This window comes from Kitasatospora sp. NPDC051914 (assembly GCF_040680995.1).
Taxonomy (GTDB): domain Bacteria; phylum Actinomycetota; class Actinomycetes; order Streptomycetales; family Streptomycetaceae; genus Kitasatospora.
This window is the reverse complement of the sequence record NZ_JBFAXX010000024.1, coordinates 62663-78293: the sequence shown is the minus strand read 5'-3', so window position 1 is coordinate 78293 and position 15631 is coordinate 62663. Positions and strand designations below refer to the sequence as shown.

Here is a 15631-nt window from a genome sequence, read left to right as displayed (position 1 = left end):
TGTCATCATGGCCGCGTGACCGAAACCGAAGCCCCACTGCCGCCCGACGACCTCGGCCCCCGACTCATGGAGGTCTTCGCCCTGGTGGGCCCGCTCTACCGGAGGGTGCAGCGCAAGGTCGAACAGGACGCGCCCCTCCAGGGACTCTCCGTCGGCGTGCGCGCCGTCCTCGAACTGCTCCGCGAGCACGGCCCGATGACCGTCCCGCAGATGGGCCGCGCCCAGGCACTCAGCCGCCAGTTCGTCCAGCGCATGGTCAACGACGCCGCAGCCCGACACCTCGTCGAGACCATCCCCAACCCGGCGCACCAGCGTTCCTCGCTGATCCGGCTGACCGGCGAGGGCACCGCCGCCATCACCGCGGTCACCGACCGCGAGCACGCCCTGCTGCGCCAGATCGGCGGCGACCTCACCGATGCGGACGTGGCGACCTGCGTCAAGGTGCTCGCCCGGATGCTCGAACTCTTCGACGACGTCGACGTCAACTGACCGTCGCACCGCACCGCACCCCCACCCCGCCACCCGGCCCCGCCGGGCGCCGTCCCCCGCCACCCAGCACCGCACCCCGACACCCAGCACGGAAAACTGCTGGCTGCCGGTGCGCCGGGCGCTCTAGCGTGCCCCGGATGCACAACGAAGAGGGGGAGCGATGACGATCCATCTGGTCGGTGGCGGCCGGGACGAGAAGTGGTACGCCGAGCTGTACGGGCCGTTCCTGGCCGAGGCCGGGCCGAACCCGGAGGTGGCCTGCCTGCTGCTCGACGAGGGGGACGTGCCGGAGCAGTTCGAGCGCTGGTCGGCCGCGCTCGGTGCGGCCGCGCCCTGCCGGCCGCGCGCCGTGCCCGTGCCGCCCGGCGCTGTCTTCGAGTCGGCCGCGCTGGACGGCGCGGACGCCGTGTTCGTCGGTGGCGGGCTCACGCCCGGGTACGCGGCGGCCCTGGCCGGACCGCTCGGCCGCCGGCTCGCCGAACGGCCGCTGCCCTATGCGGGCTTCTCGGCCGGTGCCGCGATCGCGGCGCAGCGTGCAGTGGTCGGCGGCTGGCTGTCCGACGGGGTGCCGGTGTGCCCGGAGGAGACCGCGGAGGACCTGGAGGAGATCGAGGTCCGCGACGGGCTCGGGCTGCTGGTGCCGGCGGTCGACATCCACGCCGCCCAGTGGGGCACCCTCGGCCGACTGGTCGAGGCGGTCGCCCGCGGCTCGGTGTCGCACGGCCTGGCGATCGACGAGAACACCGCCCTCGCCGTGGACGGCACGACGGCACGGGTGCGCGGCGCCGGCCGAGTCCATGTCGTCCGCCCGGCCGCGGACGGCGGCGTCGAGGTGCGCTCCCACCGGGCCGGGGCCGAACTGCCGCTGTGACCGCACCGCCGCTGTGACCGCACCGGCGCACCCGGCGGCACACCGCAGCGGGCCCCGCCGCACGCCACCGTGCGAGCCCCCGGCAGCACACCGCCGCCGGGGGCCGGCCGGCTCACTCGTAGCGGTGGAGCAGTGCCTCCCGCTCCGCCTGCTCGATCTGCTCGATCGTCAGCTCCGGGTCCTGCAGGTGGGAGAGGGTGACCTGGGCGGAGGTCGGCTGGGCGTCCCTGGCGAGCCACTGTTCCGGCTTCCAGGCGAAGCCGCGCAGGAAGGCCTTGGGGCAGTGCCCGTACACCTCCTCCACCTCGACCACGATCGCGCTCCGCGGCGGCTTGCCCACCGCCGTCAGCTGCGCGAGCAGCCGCTGGTCGGTGGAGATGCAGGCGCGGCCGTTGACCCGCAGGGTGGTGTCCCGGCCGGGCACCACGAACAGCAGGCCGACCCGGCCGGTCTCGATGATGTTCTGCAGGCTGTCCAGGCGCTTGTTGCCGGTGGCGTCCGGGACGGCGAGCGTCCGCTCGTCCAGCACCGCCACGAACCCGGCCGGGCCGCCGCGCGGCGATACGTCGCACCGGCCGTCGGCGCCCGTGCTCGCCACCATCACCAGCGACGAGCAGCCGATCAACTGCCGTGCCACGTCGTGAATCCGGTCCACCTGCTTGCGGCGGGCGTGGTCGCCGGGCTGCTCGTACACCTCGCGCAGCTCGGACACCTCCCGGAGGGCGGCGGACTGCAGGGCGTCGAAGATGCGGCCGGACGCCGCGGGTTGTGTGATCACATGGTGGAAATCTAGCCGAGCACCGGCCGCCGGGGAACGGCAATTTCCGCCCACGCCCGCCGCACGGGCGTGATGGGCCGAGGCCCGTCCCGCAGGCCGGACGGTCAGCCGGCGATGCCGAGCGGGGCGACCAGCGCCCACACGGTTCTGCCCGGTCGGCCCACCCGGGGACGCCACCCCCAGGACACGGCAAGGGCGTTGACGATCTCCAGACCCCGCCCGCCCTCCGGGAACTCCTCGGAGATCCGGGACGCACCGCCCGGCCCGCGCCGACCGTCCTGCCCGTGCTCACCGCCCGGCCCGCGCCAGCCGCCCCTCCCGCCGTCCTGCGCCCTCCCGCCGTCCTGTCCGCGCCCGCCGCCCGGTACGGCCCCGCCGCCCGGGTCGGAGACCTCCACCTGCAGCCCCGGCGGCCCGTACCGGACGCGGATGTGCACCCGTCCGCCGGCGCGGCCGTGGGCGTGCACGACGGCGTTGGTGACGAGTTCGGACAGCACCAGGCAGCCGCTGTCGGTGAAGTGCGCGGCGGTGTCCGCGTCCCAGGGCTCCCAGACGGTCATCAGGTCGCGCAGCCGCCGCCGCGCCTCGCGCACCGACGCCCGCTGCGCGGGAATCCAGAAGTCGTACCGCCCGCCGAAGCCGTCCCAACCATCCGGGCCGTCCGGGTCGCCCGGGCCGTCGGCGCAGCGGGCGTCGGGCGTACTGCCGGTGGCCGGCGGCGGCCGGTCGGCCGGCGGACGGGCCGGGACGTCGTGCATGCAAGGGCTCCATCAGGTCACGGACCGGCGCGATCTGCGCAGTCCGTCACAAGAATCAACGACCGGGGATACGCTCGGTAGTGCTCGGCGCTCAACAGTGGGCGCTGTAGGCCGGGGGAGACGCAGTTGGCTTCGACACGTGACCTGGACCCTTCGTCGTCCGTGCTCGGCTTCTTCGGGTCGGAGCTCCGCCGCTTGCGCGAGGCCTCCGGGCTGACGCAGGACCGGCTCGGCGAGGTCATCAACTACACGGGCTCCCTGGTGGGCCTGATCGAGACGGCCAGGCGCAAGCCGTCCCTCGAGTTCACCGAGCGCTGCGACGCCGCCCTCGGTACGGACGGCGCCCTGGCGCGGATCTGGCCGCTGCTGAACCGTGCCGTGTTCCCGCCGTGGTTCCGCGGGTTCGTCGAGCTGGAGGCGACGGCCACCTCCATCCGCAAGTACCAGGCCCAGACCGTGCCCGGCCTGCTGCAGACCGAGGACTACGCGCGGGCGCTGCTGCGCAAGGGGCTGGTCGGCGAGAGCGAGGAACGGGTCGAGGCGGGGGTCGCCGCGCGGCTCGGCCGGCAGGCCATCCTCGACGGCCCGGACCGCCCGTACCTGTGGGTGGTCCTGGACGAGGCGGTCCTGCGCCGGCCGGTGGGCGGGCCGGAGGTGATGAGGCAACAGATGGTCCGGTTGCTGGAGTGTGCGCAGCACCCGCGGGTGGTCGTCCAGGTGCTGCCCTTCGCGAGCGGCGAGCACACCTCGGTGGAGGGCCCGCTGACCCTGCTGTCGTTCGCCGAGGGGCCCGACGTCGCCTATGTCGAAGGCCCGAACTTCGGCCAGGTCATCGAGAATTCGAGCGATCTGGCGCTCTGTGTCTTGGCGTACGATCACCTCCAGGCCGACGCCCTGCCGCCGAGCGCGTCACTGGCCGTGATCGAAGCGGCGATCGAGAAGGGGTACGAGGCGTGAGCAACACACCCGATCTGTCGGCCGCGATCTGGCGGAAGTCGAGCTTCAGCGGCGGTACGGGCGGCGACTGCGTCGAGGTCGCCGGCGGTCTCGACGGCGTCGTCCCCGTCCGGGACAGCAAGGACCCGTCCGGGCCCGCGCTGGTGTTCAGCACCGAGGCCTGGCGGGCGTTCCTCGACGGGGTCAGATCGGGGGACTTCGAGTGACGTCCTTCGACGCCGTCCTGTGCGACCTGGACGGGGTGGTCCGCTTCTTCGACCACGCCGAGGTCGCCCGCCTGGAACGCGCCGCAGGGCTTCCCGTGGGCAGCACCGCCGGTACCGCCTTCGCCCCCGGCGTGCTCGCGCCGCTCGTCCTCGGCCGGCTCACCCGCCCGCAGTGGCGGGACGCCATCGCGGCCGGACTCGCCGACCGGGTCCCGCCGGAGGAGGCCCGCGCCCTGGCCACAGCGTTCTCCGACTCACCGGTCTCGGTGGACGCCGAGGTCGTCGGCCTGCTCCGTGCCGCGCGCAGCAGCGGCCCGGTCCTGATCGTCACCAATGCCACCGTCTGGCTGGACGAGGACCTCGCCCGGCAGGGCCTCACCGGCCTCGCCGACGCCGTGGTGAACAGCTCCGAGGTCGGTGCCGCCAAGCCGGACCGCCGGATCTACGAGGCCGCCGCCGCGCGGGCCGGAGTGCCGCCCGAGCGCTGCCTCTTCGTCGACGACAGTGCGGCGAACGTCGATGCCGCGACCGCCCTCGGCATGACCGGCCTGCACTACCGCACCCCGGCCGACCTGCGGGCCGTCCTGGAGGTTGTCGGCCGACCTTCCGGCCTGGCTCAGGAGGCCGCGGGACGCCCGTAGTGCAGCAGGACGACGCCGTTGCCGAAGGTGCGGGTCCCGATGAGGTGCAGCGGGCGGTCCGCCGCGGCGGGCGGGAAGAGCGACTTGCCCTCGCCGATCAGGACGGGGTGGACGTAGACCCGGTACTCGTCGACCAGGTCGTGCTTCAGGAAGGAGGCGGCGAGGTCCGCGCCGCCGAGCGCGAGGTCCCCGCCCGGTGCGGCCTTGAGCGCCTCGACCTCCGCCGGCACGACGTCCCGCACGATCGTGGTGTTCCAGTCGGCCTTTGCGAGGGTCCGCGAGTAGACGATCTTCGGTTTGTCCCGCCAGATGCCCGCGAACTCGGCCACCGGGCCGGCGTTGTCGGGGTCGGCGTCCGCGGTGGGCCAGGCGTCGGCCATCAGCTCGTACACGACGCGGCCGTGGAGGAAGCCGCCCATCTCCCTGAGCACGTCGTTCATGTGCTGGTGGAGTTCGTCGTCGACCCGGTGCCAGTCGATCCGCCGGCCGGGCCCCTCGATGTACCCGTCGAGGGACACCGACATCATCAGGACGATCTTCCGCATGGTGCACTCCCGGCTCCGGACGCCCGTCGCCCCCATGCTGGCACAGCGCCGGCCGGCCCCGGCCGAAGGAGCCGACGGCGTGTCAGGGCGCGGACGGCCGGCCTCAGCGGGCGGTCTCCGCGGCCACCCATGCCAGGTACGCGTCCGAGCCGGCCACCACGGGCACGGCGACCACCTCGGGCGTCTCGTAGCCGTGGTGCTCGCGGACGAAGGCCGTCAGCCGGTCGGCGAGATCCGCCCGGGTCTTGAAGTCGATCCGCCACTCGGGCCCCGACTGCACCTCGCCGTCCCACCAGTACACCGAAGCCACCGGGTACACCTGCGCACAGGCGGCCAACCGCTCCCGCACCACCAGCCCGGCCAGCTCCCGGGCCTTCTCCTCGGCATCGTGGGTCGTCGTCACCACCAGGACGTCACCGCTCGTCATGCCGACGAGCCTAGGGCCCCCGGGCGCCCCGTCGGGAACGCCCGAGGGCCCCGTCCGGAACGCCCGGGGGCCCTACCGGTCAGAGGCCGGGGATCTGCCGGGCCGCGAAGGCCTGCCGCACCGTGTCCGCAGCCCCCGCGCCGTACATCCGGCGGGCGGTGTCCACGGTCGCCAGGGCGGCCGCGGAGAAGGAGGTGTCGGGGGCGAAGGAGAACTGGGCGTTCACGATGATCCGGTCGGCGGTGCGGGCGCCGAGCGCCTTGCGGATGTCGTACAGCGCCTGCGACCAGATCTCGCCGTCGGCGTGCACCTCGCCGACCTTGTCGCCGTACACCTTGCCGGTGTCCAGGCGTCGCAGGCAGTGCACCGGGCCGGCGCTGTAGCCGGTGGAGTCCCAGTCCGCCACGCACGCCTCCGGGGCGAGCGAGGCCCAGCCGTACTTGGCGTCGGCGGCGGCTCCCACCGCCACCGCCAGGTAGTCGCCGAACGCCTCGCCGATCGCCCCCGCCTCCGGGGAGGTGCCGAAGCCGGGCACCTGGGCCTCGTGCACGGCGTGCCCGTACTCGTGGACGATCACCTCGGCGTCCTCGGCGTCGTCCACGCCGCCCTTGCCGAAGCGGATCTCGTCCTTCTTGTCGGTGAAGAAGGAGTTGTCCGCACCCCACTGGTTGATCCGCACCGGCTGCGCCCGGTCGTTGGCGCCGGGCAGTTCGCTGCCGAAGCCCAGGCCCTGCAGGTACTCCTGCGCCTCGTTGACCCAGAAGTACGCCATCACCTGCTCGAACTGGTCGGCGTCCCGGGTGTAGCGGAAGTCGCCGGTGGCGGAGGAGGCGGGCGTGCCGGTCTCCGAGCGGACGACCGCCCAGCGGCCGGACAGGTGGCCGCTGCCGTCCAGGTTCCGCAGCGCCACCGTGGCGTAGGCCGAGGCCGGGACGGCCGTGGCGGCGTCCTTGCCGTCGGTCAGGCTCTCGTCGCCGGTGGACTGCACCGGGTTGACCATGAAGACCTGGCCCACCGGACCGGCGGCCGGAGCGGTCTTCGCGGCCGCGGGTACGGCGCCGAGGCCGGCGGCGGTGGCGATCGCGGCGGCGGTGGCCACCGCGAGTCGGGGTGTGCGGGCGGAACGGGGCACGGTTCCTCCAGAACTGGTGAGGGTTGTGGCGGGATCATTCCGTACGGCCGCACCGATGGCCAGAGGCGAGAACGTCCGGACTTCCCGGCACCCGGCCGCAAACCTTGCGGTCGTGGGGCAAACCGGCCGCATTCCCTCCGCCACCCGGCGGCCGGGGCCTCCTGACGGCCCGACAGCCGCGCGAGGAGCGGGCCCGGCCGGCCGGGCGGTCTATTCCCGTGACCGGGTGGTCGCCGAGTGAAACAGACCACAGCCCCACCCCCTGCTGCGACGCGGCCGATCATGGCAGAATGACGGCAGAAGTAGTGACGTTCAGCGCACTCCGGGGTCGGTGAAAATCCGAACCGGCGGTTACAGTCCGCGACCCGTCCGCAGCCAGCGGCCGGTTGACCAGGTGAAATTCCTGGACCGACGGTTAAAGTCCGGATGGGAGGCGTGCGCGGCGGACGAGCAGGTCCACGTCCCGGCGACGGGTCGTGGTGAGTGTGCAGGAGAGCTCTCTTCGGCGACGGCGCCGGAGGCGGGTTACCTCCTCGCCGTGCTGTCCGCGTCATCTCCCATGCCGCCCCGGAGTCCGCGCCCCTAAGCGCGAGGAGAACCCGGGTGTTCACCGGCATCATCGAAGAGCTCGGCGAGGTCGTCTCCATCGAGGAGATCGGCGACTCCTCGCGTATCCGCCTGCGCGGCCCGGTGGTCTGTTCCGGTGCGAAGCACGGCGACTCCATCGCGGTGAACGGCGTCTGCCTGACCGTGGTCGACAGCCCCGAGGAACTGGCCGCCGAGACCGGCGAGTTCAGCGCCGACGTGATGGCCGAGACGCTGCACCGCTCCAGCCTCGGCGCCCTGGAGCCCGGCTCGAGGGTCAACCTGGAGCGGGCCATGGCCCTCGGCGCCCGGCTCGGCGGACACCTCGTCCAGGGCCACGTCGACGCCACCGGCGAACTGCTCTCCCGTGCCCCCGGCGACCTCGACGCCGACGGCAACCCCCGCTGGGAGGTGCTGCGCTTCTCGCTGCCGCAGTCCATCACCCGGTACCTGGTCGAGAAGGGCTCGATCACCGTCGACGGCGTCAGCCTGACCGTCGTCGACGCCGCCCTCGACTCCTTCAGCGTCTCGCTGATCCCCGCCACCCTCGAACTGACCACCCTCGGCACCAAGGCCGTCGGCGACCCGGTCAACCTCGAGGTGGACGTCCTCGCCAAGTACGTCGAGCGGCTGCTCGACACCCGCACCCTGCCCGAACACCTCGCCGAGGACGCCTCGTGACCGCGCTGACCGGAGTCGCCTTCACCGCGTTCGGCGAGCAGGTGAAGTGGGCCGACATGATCGGCAACCTGCTCGGCCTGACCGCCCTCGCCCTCGGCTGGCGCCGCTCGGTGCTCAGCTGGCCCGTCCAGCTGCTCTCCGGCGCCGTGCTCGTCGCCGCCTACCTCGGCGGCCACGTGCCCGGTCTGATCGGCAAGCAGCTCATCGTGATCGTCACCGCCGCCTGGGGCTGGACCCAGTGGCAGCGCGGGCGCCGCGACACCGGCGAGATCGCCGTCCGCTTCGCCTCCTGGGCCGAGCGTGCCGCCCTCGCGGCCGCCACCGCCGCCGGCACCGTCGGCCTCGCCCTGCTCTTCCGGGCCTACCCCGACCTCTCCTGGAGCCCCTGGTCGGACGCCTACATCTTCGTCGGCACGCTCGCCGCGATGTACGCCCAGGCCCGTGGCTGGATCGAGTTCTGGTTCGCCTGGATCGCCGTCGACGTCGTCGGCGTCCCCCTCGCCTTCAACAGCGGCTACGCCTTCTCCGGCCTCACCTACAGCATCTACTTCGTGCTGGTTCTGCTCGGCCTGCGCGCCTGGTGGCTGAGCACCCGTACGGCCCGTCCCTCGACCGCCAACGTCCCGCAGGGAGTCACGGCATGACCATCCAGCACCCCGACGAGCTCGCCCTCGACCCGGTCGAGCGCGCCATCGCCGACATCGCCCTCGGCCGCGCCGTGATCGTGGTCGACGACGAGGACCGCGAGAACGAGGGCGACATCGTCTTCGCCGCCTCCGCCGCGACCCCCGAACTCCTCGCCTTCACCATCCGCTACAGCTCCGGCGTCATCTGCGCCCCGATGACCGGCGAGGAGCTCGACCGGCTCAAGCTGCCCCCGATGACCGCCGTCAACGAGGACCGCAAGGGCACCGCCTACAGCATCTCCGTCGACGCCCGGGACGGCGTGGACACCGGCATCTCCGCCGCCGACCGCGCCCGCACCATCCGGCTGCTGTCCTCGGCCGGCACCGAGGCCGCCGACCTCACCCGCCCCGGCCACGTTTTCCCGCTGCGCGCCGTCGACGGCGGCGTGCTGGTCCGGCCCGGCCACACCGAGGCCGCCGTCGACCTGGCCCGGCTCGCCGGCCTCACCCCGGCCGGCGCCATCGCCGAGGTCGTCAACGACGACGGCACCATGGCCCGGCTGCCCGAACTCGTCGCCTTCGCCCGCGAGCACGGCCTCGCGATCATCTCCATCGAGGACCTGATCGCCTACCGCCGCCGCACCGAGCTGCACGTCGACCGGGCCGCCGTCACCGCCCTGCCCACCGAGTACGGCGACTTCACCGCCGTCGGCTACAAGGGCACCATCGACGGCGTCGAGCACCTCGCGCTGGTCGCCGGCGGCCTCGACGCCGACGGCCGCCTCCCCGAGGGCGAGGACGTCCTCGTCCGGCTGCACTCCGAGTGCCTCACCGGCGACGTCCTCGGCTCGCTGCGCTGCGACTGCGGCCCCCAGCTGCAGGCCTCGCTGCGCCAGGTCGCCGAGGCCGGCCGCGGTGTCGTCCTCTACCTGCGCGGGCACGAGGGCCGCGGCATCGGCCTCACCCACAAGCTGCGCGCCTACGAGCTGCAGGAGCAGGGCCGCGACACCGTCGACGCCAACCTCGACCTCGGCCTGCCGGCGGACGCCCGTGACTACTCGATCGGCGCCCAGATGCTCTCCGACCTCGGCGTGCGCTCGCTGACCCTGCTGACCAACAACCCGCACAAGCAGAACGCGCTCACCGAGCACGGCCTCAAGGTCAAGGGCCGGGTGCCCGTCGAGGTCCGGGTCGGCGAGCACAACGAGCGCTACCTGCGCACCAAGCGCGACCGGATGGGCCACGACCTGCCGTGGCTCGACACCGACTCCTGACCACCCCGCACCACCACAGCCTTCGCACACCACCACAGCCTTCGAGACAGAGGAAGTACGACGTGAGCGGCCACGGAGCCCCCGAGCTGACCATCAAGAACTGCGCCGACCTGCGGGTCGCGGTGATCGCCGCGCAGTGGCACGACCAGGTGATGAACGGCCTGCTGGACGGCGCCCACCGCGCCCTCAAGGAGCTCGGCATCGAGGAGCCGACCGTGCTGCGGGTGCCCGGCACCTTCGAGCTGCCGGTCGCCGCCAAGCAGCTCGCCGGCCGGGGCTACGACGCCGTCGTCGCCCTCGGCGTGGTCATCCGCGGCGGCACCCCGCACTTCGACTACGTCTGCCAGGCCGCCACCCTGGGCCTGACCCAGGTCGCCGTGGACACCGGCGTCCCGGTCGGCTTCGGCGTGCTGACCTGCGACAACGAGCAGCAGGCGCTGGACCGCGCCGGCCTGCCGGACTCGGCCGAGGACAAGGGCCACGAGGCGGTCACCGCCGCCGTCGCCACCGCGGTGGCGCTGCGCGGTGCCGACGAGCCCCGACGGTAGGCGGGGGATTGTCCCACCGGACTGTCCACGGTCCGGAACCGTTTACCGTCGGTCAGCCCGCACCCCGTATGGTGAGCTCATCATGGCTTCGAAGACATTCGAGGAGCTCTTCGCCGAGCTCCAGCAGAAGGCCGCCGACGGCGACCCCTCGTCCTCCCGCACCGCGCAGCTCGTCCAGCAGGGCGTCCATGCGATCGGCAAGAAGGTCGTCGAGGAGGCCGCCGAGGTGTGGATGGCCGCCGAGTTCCAGTCGGACGAGCAGACGGCCGAGGAGATCTCCCAGCTCCTCTACCACCTTCAGGTGATGATGATCGCCCGCGGGCTGACGCTCGACGACGTGTACGCCCACCTCTGACCGCACCGTGTCAGCCACCCCTCCCACAGCGAAGGACCCATTCCCCATGCTCCGCATCGCCGTTCCCAACAAGGGTTCTCTCTCGGGTCCCGCGGCGGAGATGCTGCATGAGGCCGGCTACCGCCAGCGCAAGGACCCGAAGGAACTCGTGCTGGTCGACCCGGAGAACCAGGTCGAGTTCTTCTTCCTGCGGCCGCGGGACATCGCCGTCTACGTCGGCTCCGGCCGGCTCGACATCGGCATCACCGGCCGCGACCTGCTGCTCGACTCCGGCGCGGACGCCGAGGAGGTGCTCGCCCTCGGCTTCGGCGGCTCCACCTTCCGCTTCGCCCGCCCGCTCGGCGTCGAGGTCGAGGACGTGCAGGGCCTGGAGGGCATGCGGATCGCCACCTCCTACACCGGCCTGGTCGAGCAGCACCTGGCCGAGCGCGGCGTCAAGGCGACGGTCACCAAGCTGGACGGCGCGGTCGAGACGGCCGTCCAGCTCGGTGTGGCCGACGTCATCGCGGACGTCGTCGAGACCGGCACCAGCCTGCGCAACGCCGGCCTGGAGGTCTTCGGCGACCCGATCCTGGTGTCCGACTCGGTGGTGATCCGCCCCAAGGGCTCCGGCGAGGACCCGGCCGTCGAGCAGTTCCTGCGCCGCCTCCAGGGCGTCCTGGTGGCCCGCCGGTACGTGCTGATGGACTACGACATCCGCGCCGAGCGGGTCGGCGACGCCGTCGCCCTCACCCCCGGCCTGGAGTCGCCGACCGTCTCCCCGCTGCACACCGAGGGCTGGGTCGCCGTCCGCGCCATGGTCCTCCGCAAGGAGGCCCAGCGGATCATGGACGACCTCTGGGGGATCGGCGCCCGCGCCATCCTGGTCACCAACATCCACGCCTGCCGCCTCTGACCGAACCACCCCAGGGCGGGGGCCGGCCGGCCCCCGCCCCGCGCACTGGAGCCACCCGTTGTCCACCCCCGCCGCCGCCCTGCCGGTGACCTGGGCGCCGCGCCGCAACCGCCTCGTGCTGCTGCCGCTCTGCGCCGTGCTGGTGATCGTCTTCACCGTCCTCGCCTTCATCCTCCCGGCGAACTGGCACGCCAACGACCGCGCCATGATGGTGGTCAGCGGGCTGCTCTTCGCCGGGGTCGGCCTGATGCTCGCCCGGCCCCGGGTCAGCGCGGACGAGAACGGCGTCACGGTGGTCAACTTCGTCCGCAGCCGCCGCCTCGCCTGGGCCGAGATCGTCCGGGTCAACCTGCGCGCCGGCGACCCCTGGGTCGTCCTCGACCTCGCCGACGGCACCTCGCTCGCCGCGGTCGGCATCCAGCCCGCCGGCGGCCGCGAGCAGGCGATCACCGCCGCCCGGACCCTGCGCGACCTCGTCGACGCACGCGGAACGGCGCGTCGCTGAGGCCCGCCGGGGCAAGATCCCTGCACTCGTTCGGTATCGTCTAGGCTGGTGACGGCTGGTAAAGCCGGGGCAAAAGTGCCCGCCGCCCCCCGAACGACCTGAGGAGTGACACTCCCCGTCCATGGACGATCCGTCCGGTAGTACCTGCGCCGCCTGGCATCCGACCTCCGGAAAGCAGGCGGCCCGATGATCACCGCGTGGCTGCTGCTGTTCGCGGCCTTCCTGCTCATCCTCGCGAACGGCCTCTTCGTGGCCGCCGAGTTCGCCTTCGTGACCGTCGAGCGCGGCAGCGTCGAACGCGCCGCCAAGGCCGGCGACCGCCGCGCACAGCACCTCTCCAAGGCCCTGCGGCACCTCTCGTTCCAGCTCTCCGGGGCCCAGCTCGGCATCACCATCACCTCGCTGGTGGTCGGTATGCTCGCCGAGCCGGCGCTCTCCGTGATCCTCTCCCCGGTGTTCACCTCCGTCGGTCTGTCCGACGCGGCCGCCCGCGGCGCCGCCGTGGTGATCGGTATGATCGGCGCCACCGTGCTGCAGATGGTCATCGGCGAGCTCGTCCCCAAGAACTGGGCGATCTCCCGGCCGCTCCAGGTCGCGTACGCCGTCGTCGGCCCGCAGCGCACCTTCTCCGCCGCCTGCCGCCCGCTGATCAGCTTCCTGAACGGCTCCGCCGACCGGATGGTCCGCGCCCTCGGCATCGAACCGCAGGAGGAGCTCGGCCACGCCCGCACCCCGGCCGAACTCGTCGCCCTGGCCCGGCACTCCGCCCGCGAGGGCGCCATAGACCAGCAGTCCGCGGCACTGTTCGTCCGCACCTTCGGCCTCGGCCGGCTCACCGCGGAGAGCGTCATGACGCCGCGCGTCGACGTCGTCGCCCTGCAGCACGACGCCACCGCCGCCGACGTCGTCAACCTCGTCCGCGCCACCGGCCTTTCCCGCTTCCCGGTGTACGTGCAAAGCCTGGACGAGGTCACCGGCACCGTCACCCTCAAGGACGCGCTCGGCGTGCCCGAGGACCGCCGCGGGCACACCCGCGTCGCACACCTCGCCTCCGCGCCGCTGCTCGTCCCCGAGACCCTGCCCGCCGAACAGCTCCTCGAGCGTCTCCGCCGCCAGCAGCCGATGGCCATCGTCGTCGACGAGTACGGCGGCACCGCCGGCGTGGTCACCGTCGAGGACATCGTCGAGGAGATCGTCGGCGAGGTGCAGGACGAGCACGACCCCGCCGACCTGCCCGACCTGCGGCCCATGCCGCCCGAGTACGGCCTGCCCGTCTGGGAGGCCGACGGCCTCACCCGGACCGGCCAGCTCGAGGCCATCGGCCTGCAGGCCCCCGAAGGCCCCTACGAGACCCTCGGCGGCCTGCTCGCCGACCTGCTCGGCAAGCTGCCCGCCGTCGGCGACACCGCCGAACTGCCCGGCTGGCGCTTCACCGTCCTCGCCGTCGACCGCCACCGCACCGGCCGGGTCCGCATCCAGCGGATCGACCGCGACCTCGCCGGCGACGACACCGACACGGACGGGAGGAAGGGCCGATGACCGCGCTCCAACTGGCCGCAGCCATCCTCCTGCTGCTCGGCAACGCCTTCTTCGTCGGCGCCGAGTTCGCCGTCATCTCGGTGCGCCGCAGCCAGATCGAACCGCTCGCCGACGCCGGCAACCGGCGCGCCCGCACCGTGATGCACGCGCTGTCCAACGTCTCCGCGATGCTCGCCGCAGCCCAGCTCGGCATCACCGTCTGCTCGCTGGGCCTCGGTGCCCTCGCCGAGCCGACCATCGCCCACCTGCTGCACGACCCCTTCCACGCGGTCGGCGTGCCCGAGTCGCTGATGCACCCGCTCAGCTACGCCGTCTCGCTCGCCGTCGTGGTCTTCCTGCACATGGTGGTCGGCGAGATGGTGCCCAAGAACATCGCCCTCGCCGGCCCCGAGAAGGCCGCGCTCTGGCTCGGCCCGCCGCTCGACCGCCTGGCCCGGATCCTGCGCCCCTTCATCGCCTTCCTGAACGCCTTCGCCAACGGCGTCCTGCGGCTGTTCAAGGTCGACGCCAAGGACGAGGTCGAGTCCGTCTTCAACAGCGAGCAACTGCTGCACCTGCTCGCCGACTCGGCCGACGCCGGCCTCCTCGACGAGCGCCGCCAGGAGCGCCTGGAGGACGCCCTGGAGCTCGGCGAGCGGCCGGTCACCGAGGTCCTGCTGCAGCCCGACCAGCTGGTCACCGTGCCGCTCGGCGCCACCCCGCGCGAGATCGAGCGGCTCGCCGTCCGCACCGGCTTCTCGCGCTTCCCGGTGGTCGACGCCGACGGCACCGTCCTCGGCTACCTGCACGTCAAGGACGTGCTCGACGCGGACGACCCGGACGCGCCGATGCCCGAGCGGCTGCGCCGCCCGATCACCGTCGTGCGGGCCGGGCTGCCGCTGGACGACGCCCTCGGCGCGATGCGCCGGGCCGCCGCCCACCTGGCCGCCGTGGTCGACGCCGACGGGCGCCAGCTCGGCCTGGTCGCCCTGGAAGACGTCCTCGAGGAGCTCGTCGGCGAGGTCCACGACCCGGACCACCGCAGCGCCGCGCTGTCGGACAAGCCCTAGCGTCCGCACTCCGCCCCGCCGGCCCCGCGCTCACCGTGCGGGGCCGGCGGCCTTCCGGCTGCCGTACACGGCGAACACGGCGGCGGAGGCGAGCTCCACGGCCGCGGCGGCGGCCAGCGGCACCGCCGGACCGGCCCGCAGCAGCAGGGCGCCGAGCGCCGCCCCGCCGCACATCACGACCACCGCGGCGGCCTCCCGCTCGCGCGAGTCCATCTCGGCGTGCACCCGCAGCAGGCCGGTCAGCCCCCGGGTGAGCACGGTGGTCGGCAGGTCCGGGGCGGCGATCCGCAGCGCGACGGCGTTCCGCCAGCCCATCGCCAGGGCCAGCACGCCCAGCACCGCCAGCGCCCGGCCCGAGGGCAGGTCCTGCTGCTTCTCCACACCGATGGCGGCCACCGCACCGAGCGCCAGCAGCATCCCGACCCCGGCCACCGCGACCGGCGTCCACAGCTCCCCGCGCCGCCGCACCAGCCCGTCGTTGACCACGTGCCCGAGCAGCGCGCCCAGGGAGAACGCGGCCAGGCCGAGCCCGGCGCCGGCCACCGACACGTGCGCGCCGCCCAGCCCGAAGCCCAGGAAGAGGATGTTGCCGGTCATCACCGCGGTGTACACGTGTCCGAGGCCCAGGAAGCTCGTGGCCTCGACCATGCCGGTGACCGCGGTCAGCAGCAGCAGCGCCACGGTCTGCGGGGCGGGGCGCCGGGTCGTCGCGAGCACCCTTGTTGGTACCAGGCGGGCCGCGCGCAACACCGGCGACGGGCCGCCCGCTC

The 15631-nt window shown here is 73.3% G+C and carries 20 protein-coding genes and 1 riboswitch; of the genes, 14 read left to right on the top strand and 6 right to left on the bottom strand.

Features of this window, described 5'->3' with window-relative positions; all coding sequences use genetic code 11:
- Window positions 1–15: 15 nt before the first annotated feature.
- The gene (locus AB0M03_RS17845; RefSeq protein WP_363492474.1) at window positions 16–489 is read left to right on the top strand and encodes a MarR family winged helix-turn-helix transcriptional regulator; all 474 of its coding nucleotides are present in this window, start codon (window positions 16–18) and stop codon (window positions 487–489) included.
- 160 nt (window positions 490–649) lie between these two features.
- Complete coding sequence (locus AB0M03_RS17840) at window positions 650–1360, top strand: Type 1 glutamine amidotransferase-like domain-containing protein (RefSeq protein ID WP_363492473.1); 711 nt, start codon at window positions 650–652, stop codon at window positions 1358–1360.
- A 112-nt stretch (window positions 1361–1472) separates the two neighbouring features.
- On the opposite strand, the gene AB0M03_RS17835 is transcribed toward AB0M03_RS17840, so the two are convergent.
- Together AB0M03_RS17835 and AB0M03_RS17830 are read right to left on the bottom strand one after the other, a co-directional pair.
- On the bottom strand, window positions 1473–2138 hold the full coding sequence (locus AB0M03_RS17835) for an MSMEG_1061 family FMN-dependent PPOX-type flavoprotein (protein WP_363492472.1): 666 nt from the start codon (window positions 2136–2138) through the stop codon (window positions 1473–1475).
- Window positions 2139–2242: 104 nt separating this feature from the next.
- Window positions 2243–2896 carry an ATP-binding protein gene (locus AB0M03_RS17830; protein ID WP_363492471.1) on the bottom strand — a complete coding sequence of 218 codons (654 nt, stop codon included), beginning with the start codon at window positions 2894–2896 and terminating at the stop codon, window positions 2243–2245.
- Between the two features lie 126 nt (window positions 2897–3022).
- On the opposite strand from AB0M03_RS17830, the gene AB0M03_RS17825 reads away from it, so the two are divergent.
- Genes AB0M03_RS17825 through AB0M03_RS17815 form a run of 3 tightly spaced genes read left to right on the top strand, consistent with a single transcriptional unit; the run spans window position 3023 to window position 4700 of the window.
- Entirely contained in the window at window positions 3023–3853 is an 831-nt protein-coding gene (locus tag AB0M03_RS17825) for a helix-turn-helix transcriptional regulator (RefSeq protein ID WP_363492470.1), read from the top strand.
- A complete protein-coding gene (locus AB0M03_RS17820; RefSeq protein ID WP_363492469.1) occupies window positions 3850–4059 on the top strand; it encodes a DUF397 domain-containing protein in 210 nt (69 codons plus the stop codon). The genes AB0M03_RS17825 and AB0M03_RS17820 overlap by 4 nt, the downstream gene beginning before the upstream one ends.
- Entirely contained in the window at window positions 4056–4700 is a 645-nt protein-coding gene (locus AB0M03_RS17815; RefSeq protein ID WP_363492468.1) for an HAD-IA family hydrolase, read from the top strand. Before AB0M03_RS17820 ends, AB0M03_RS17815 begins: the two co-directional genes overlap by 4 nt.
- On the opposite strand, the gene AB0M03_RS17810 is transcribed toward AB0M03_RS17815, so the two are convergent.
- From AB0M03_RS17810 to AB0M03_RS17800, 3 genes are all read right to left on the bottom strand, one after another.
- Window positions 4676–5245 carry a dihydrofolate reductase family protein gene (locus tag AB0M03_RS17810; protein ID WP_363492467.1) on the bottom strand — a complete coding sequence of 190 codons (570 nt, stop codon included), beginning with the start codon at window positions 5243–5245 and terminating at the stop codon, window positions 4676–4678. The genes AB0M03_RS17815 and AB0M03_RS17810 overlap by 25 nt on opposite strands.
- A gap of 103 nt (window positions 5246–5348) precedes the next feature.
- The gene (gene cutA / locus AB0M03_RS17805; protein WP_363492466.1) at window positions 5349–5672 is read right to left on the bottom strand and encodes a divalent-cation tolerance protein CutA; all 324 of its coding nucleotides are present in this window, start codon (window positions 5670–5672) and stop codon (window positions 5349–5351) included.
- Window positions 5673–5751: 79 nt separating this feature from the next.
- A complete protein-coding gene (locus AB0M03_RS17800; RefSeq protein WP_363492465.1) occupies window positions 5752–6804 on the bottom strand; it encodes a M4 family metallopeptidase in 1053 nt (350 codons plus the stop codon).
- Between the two features lie 314 nt (window positions 6805–7118).
- A riboswitch (FMN riboswitch) is annotated at window positions 7119–7246 on the top strand.
- 161 nt (window positions 7247–7407) lie between these two features.
- Between AB0M03_RS17800 and AB0M03_RS17795 the strand changes: the two genes are divergently transcribed.
- From AB0M03_RS17795 to AB0M03_RS17755, 9 genes are all read left to right on the top strand, one after another.
- Window positions 7408–8070, top strand: a complete 663-nt coding sequence (locus AB0M03_RS17795) for a riboflavin synthase (protein ID WP_363492464.1) — start codon at window positions 7408–7410, stop codon at window positions 8068–8070.
- Complete coding sequence (locus AB0M03_RS17790) at window positions 8067–8714, top strand: nicotinamide mononucleotide transporter family protein (protein WP_363492463.1); 648 nt, start codon at window positions 8067–8069, stop codon at window positions 8712–8714. The genes AB0M03_RS17795 and AB0M03_RS17790 overlap by 4 nt, the downstream gene beginning before the upstream one ends.
- Complete coding sequence (locus tag AB0M03_RS17785) at window positions 8711–9970, top strand: bifunctional 3,4-dihydroxy-2-butanone-4-phosphate synthase/GTP cyclohydrolase II (protein WP_363492462.1); 1260 nt, start codon at window positions 8711–8713, stop codon at window positions 9968–9970. The genes AB0M03_RS17790 and AB0M03_RS17785 overlap by 4 nt, the downstream gene beginning before the upstream one ends.
- A 62-nt stretch (window positions 9971–10032) precedes the next feature.
- On the top strand, window positions 10033–10518 hold the full coding sequence (gene ribH, locus AB0M03_RS17780) for a 6,7-dimethyl-8-ribityllumazine synthase (RefSeq protein WP_363492461.1): 486 nt from the start codon (window positions 10033–10035) through the stop codon (window positions 10516–10518).
- Between the two features lie 82 nt (window positions 10519–10600).
- Window positions 10601–10873 carry a phosphoribosyl-ATP diphosphatase gene (locus tag AB0M03_RS17775; protein ID WP_263102331.1) on the top strand — a complete coding sequence of 91 codons (273 nt, stop codon included), beginning with the start codon at window positions 10601–10603 and terminating at the stop codon, window positions 10871–10873.
- Window positions 10874–10919: 46 nt separating this feature from the next.
- The gene (hisG, locus tag AB0M03_RS17770) at window positions 10920–11768 is read left to right on the top strand and encodes an ATP phosphoribosyltransferase (RefSeq protein ID WP_363492460.1); all 849 of its coding nucleotides are present in this window, start codon (window positions 10920–10922) and stop codon (window positions 11766–11768) included.
- Between the two features lie 58 nt (window positions 11769–11826).
- On the top strand, window positions 11827–12273 hold the full coding sequence (locus AB0M03_RS17765) for a PH domain-containing protein (protein WP_363492459.1): 447 nt from the start codon (window positions 11827–11829) through the stop codon (window positions 12271–12273).
- Window positions 12274–12459: 186 nt separating this feature from the next.
- A complete protein-coding gene (locus tag AB0M03_RS17760) occupies window positions 12460–13812 on the top strand; it encodes a hemolysin family protein (protein WP_363492458.1) in 1353 nt (450 codons plus the stop codon).
- Window positions 13809–14861, top strand: a complete 1053-nt coding sequence (locus tag AB0M03_RS17755) for a hemolysin family protein (protein ID WP_363492457.1) — start codon at window positions 13809–13811, stop codon at window positions 14859–14861. Before AB0M03_RS17760 ends, AB0M03_RS17755 begins: the two co-directional genes overlap by 4 nt.
- A 30-nt stretch (window positions 14862–14891) precedes the next feature.
- On the opposite strand, the gene AB0M03_RS17750 is transcribed toward AB0M03_RS17755, so the two are convergent.
- The gene (locus AB0M03_RS17750; RefSeq protein ID WP_363492456.1) at window positions 14892–15578 is read right to left on the bottom strand and encodes a YoaK family protein; all 687 of its coding nucleotides are present in this window, start codon (window positions 15576–15578) and stop codon (window positions 14892–14894) included.
- Window positions 15579–15631: the final 53 nt, after the last annotated feature.

Bases quoted from the DNA above. Each gene is read 5' to 3' on its own strand.
- AB0M03_RS17830 (WP_363492471.1), bottom strand. From the start codon at position 2,896: ATGCACGACGTCCCGGCCCGTCCGCCGGCCGACCGGCCGCCGCCGGCC.
- hisG (WP_363492460.1), top strand. From the start codon at position 10,920: ATGCTCCGCATCGCCGTTCCCAACAAGGGTTCTCTCTCGGGTCCCGCG.
- AB0M03_RS17785 (WP_363492462.1), top strand. From the start codon at position 8,711: ATGACCATCCAGCACCCCGACGAGCTCGCCCTCGACCCGGTCGAGCGC.
- AB0M03_RS17840 (WP_363492473.1), top strand. From the start codon at position 650: ATGACGATCCATCTGGTCGGTGGCGGCCGGGACGAGAAGTGGTACGCC.
- AB0M03_RS17775 (WP_263102331.1), top strand. From the start codon at position 10,601: ATGGCTTCGAAGACATTCGAGGAGCTCTTCGCCGAGCTCCAGCAGAAG.
- AB0M03_RS17810 (WP_363492467.1), bottom strand. From the start codon at position 5,245: ATGCGGAAGATCGTCCTGATGATGTCGGTGTCCCTCGACGGGTACATC.
- cutA (WP_363492466.1), bottom strand. From the start codon at position 5,672: ATGACGAGCGGTGACGTCCTGGTGGTGACGACGACCCACGATGCCGAG.
- AB0M03_RS17760 (WP_363492458.1), top strand. From the start codon at position 12,460: ATGATCACCGCGTGGCTGCTGCTGTTCGCGGCCTTCCTGCTCATCCTC.
- AB0M03_RS17755 (WP_363492457.1), top strand. From the start codon at position 13,809: ATGACCGCGCTCCAACTGGCCGCAGCCATCCTCCTGCTGCTCGGCAAC.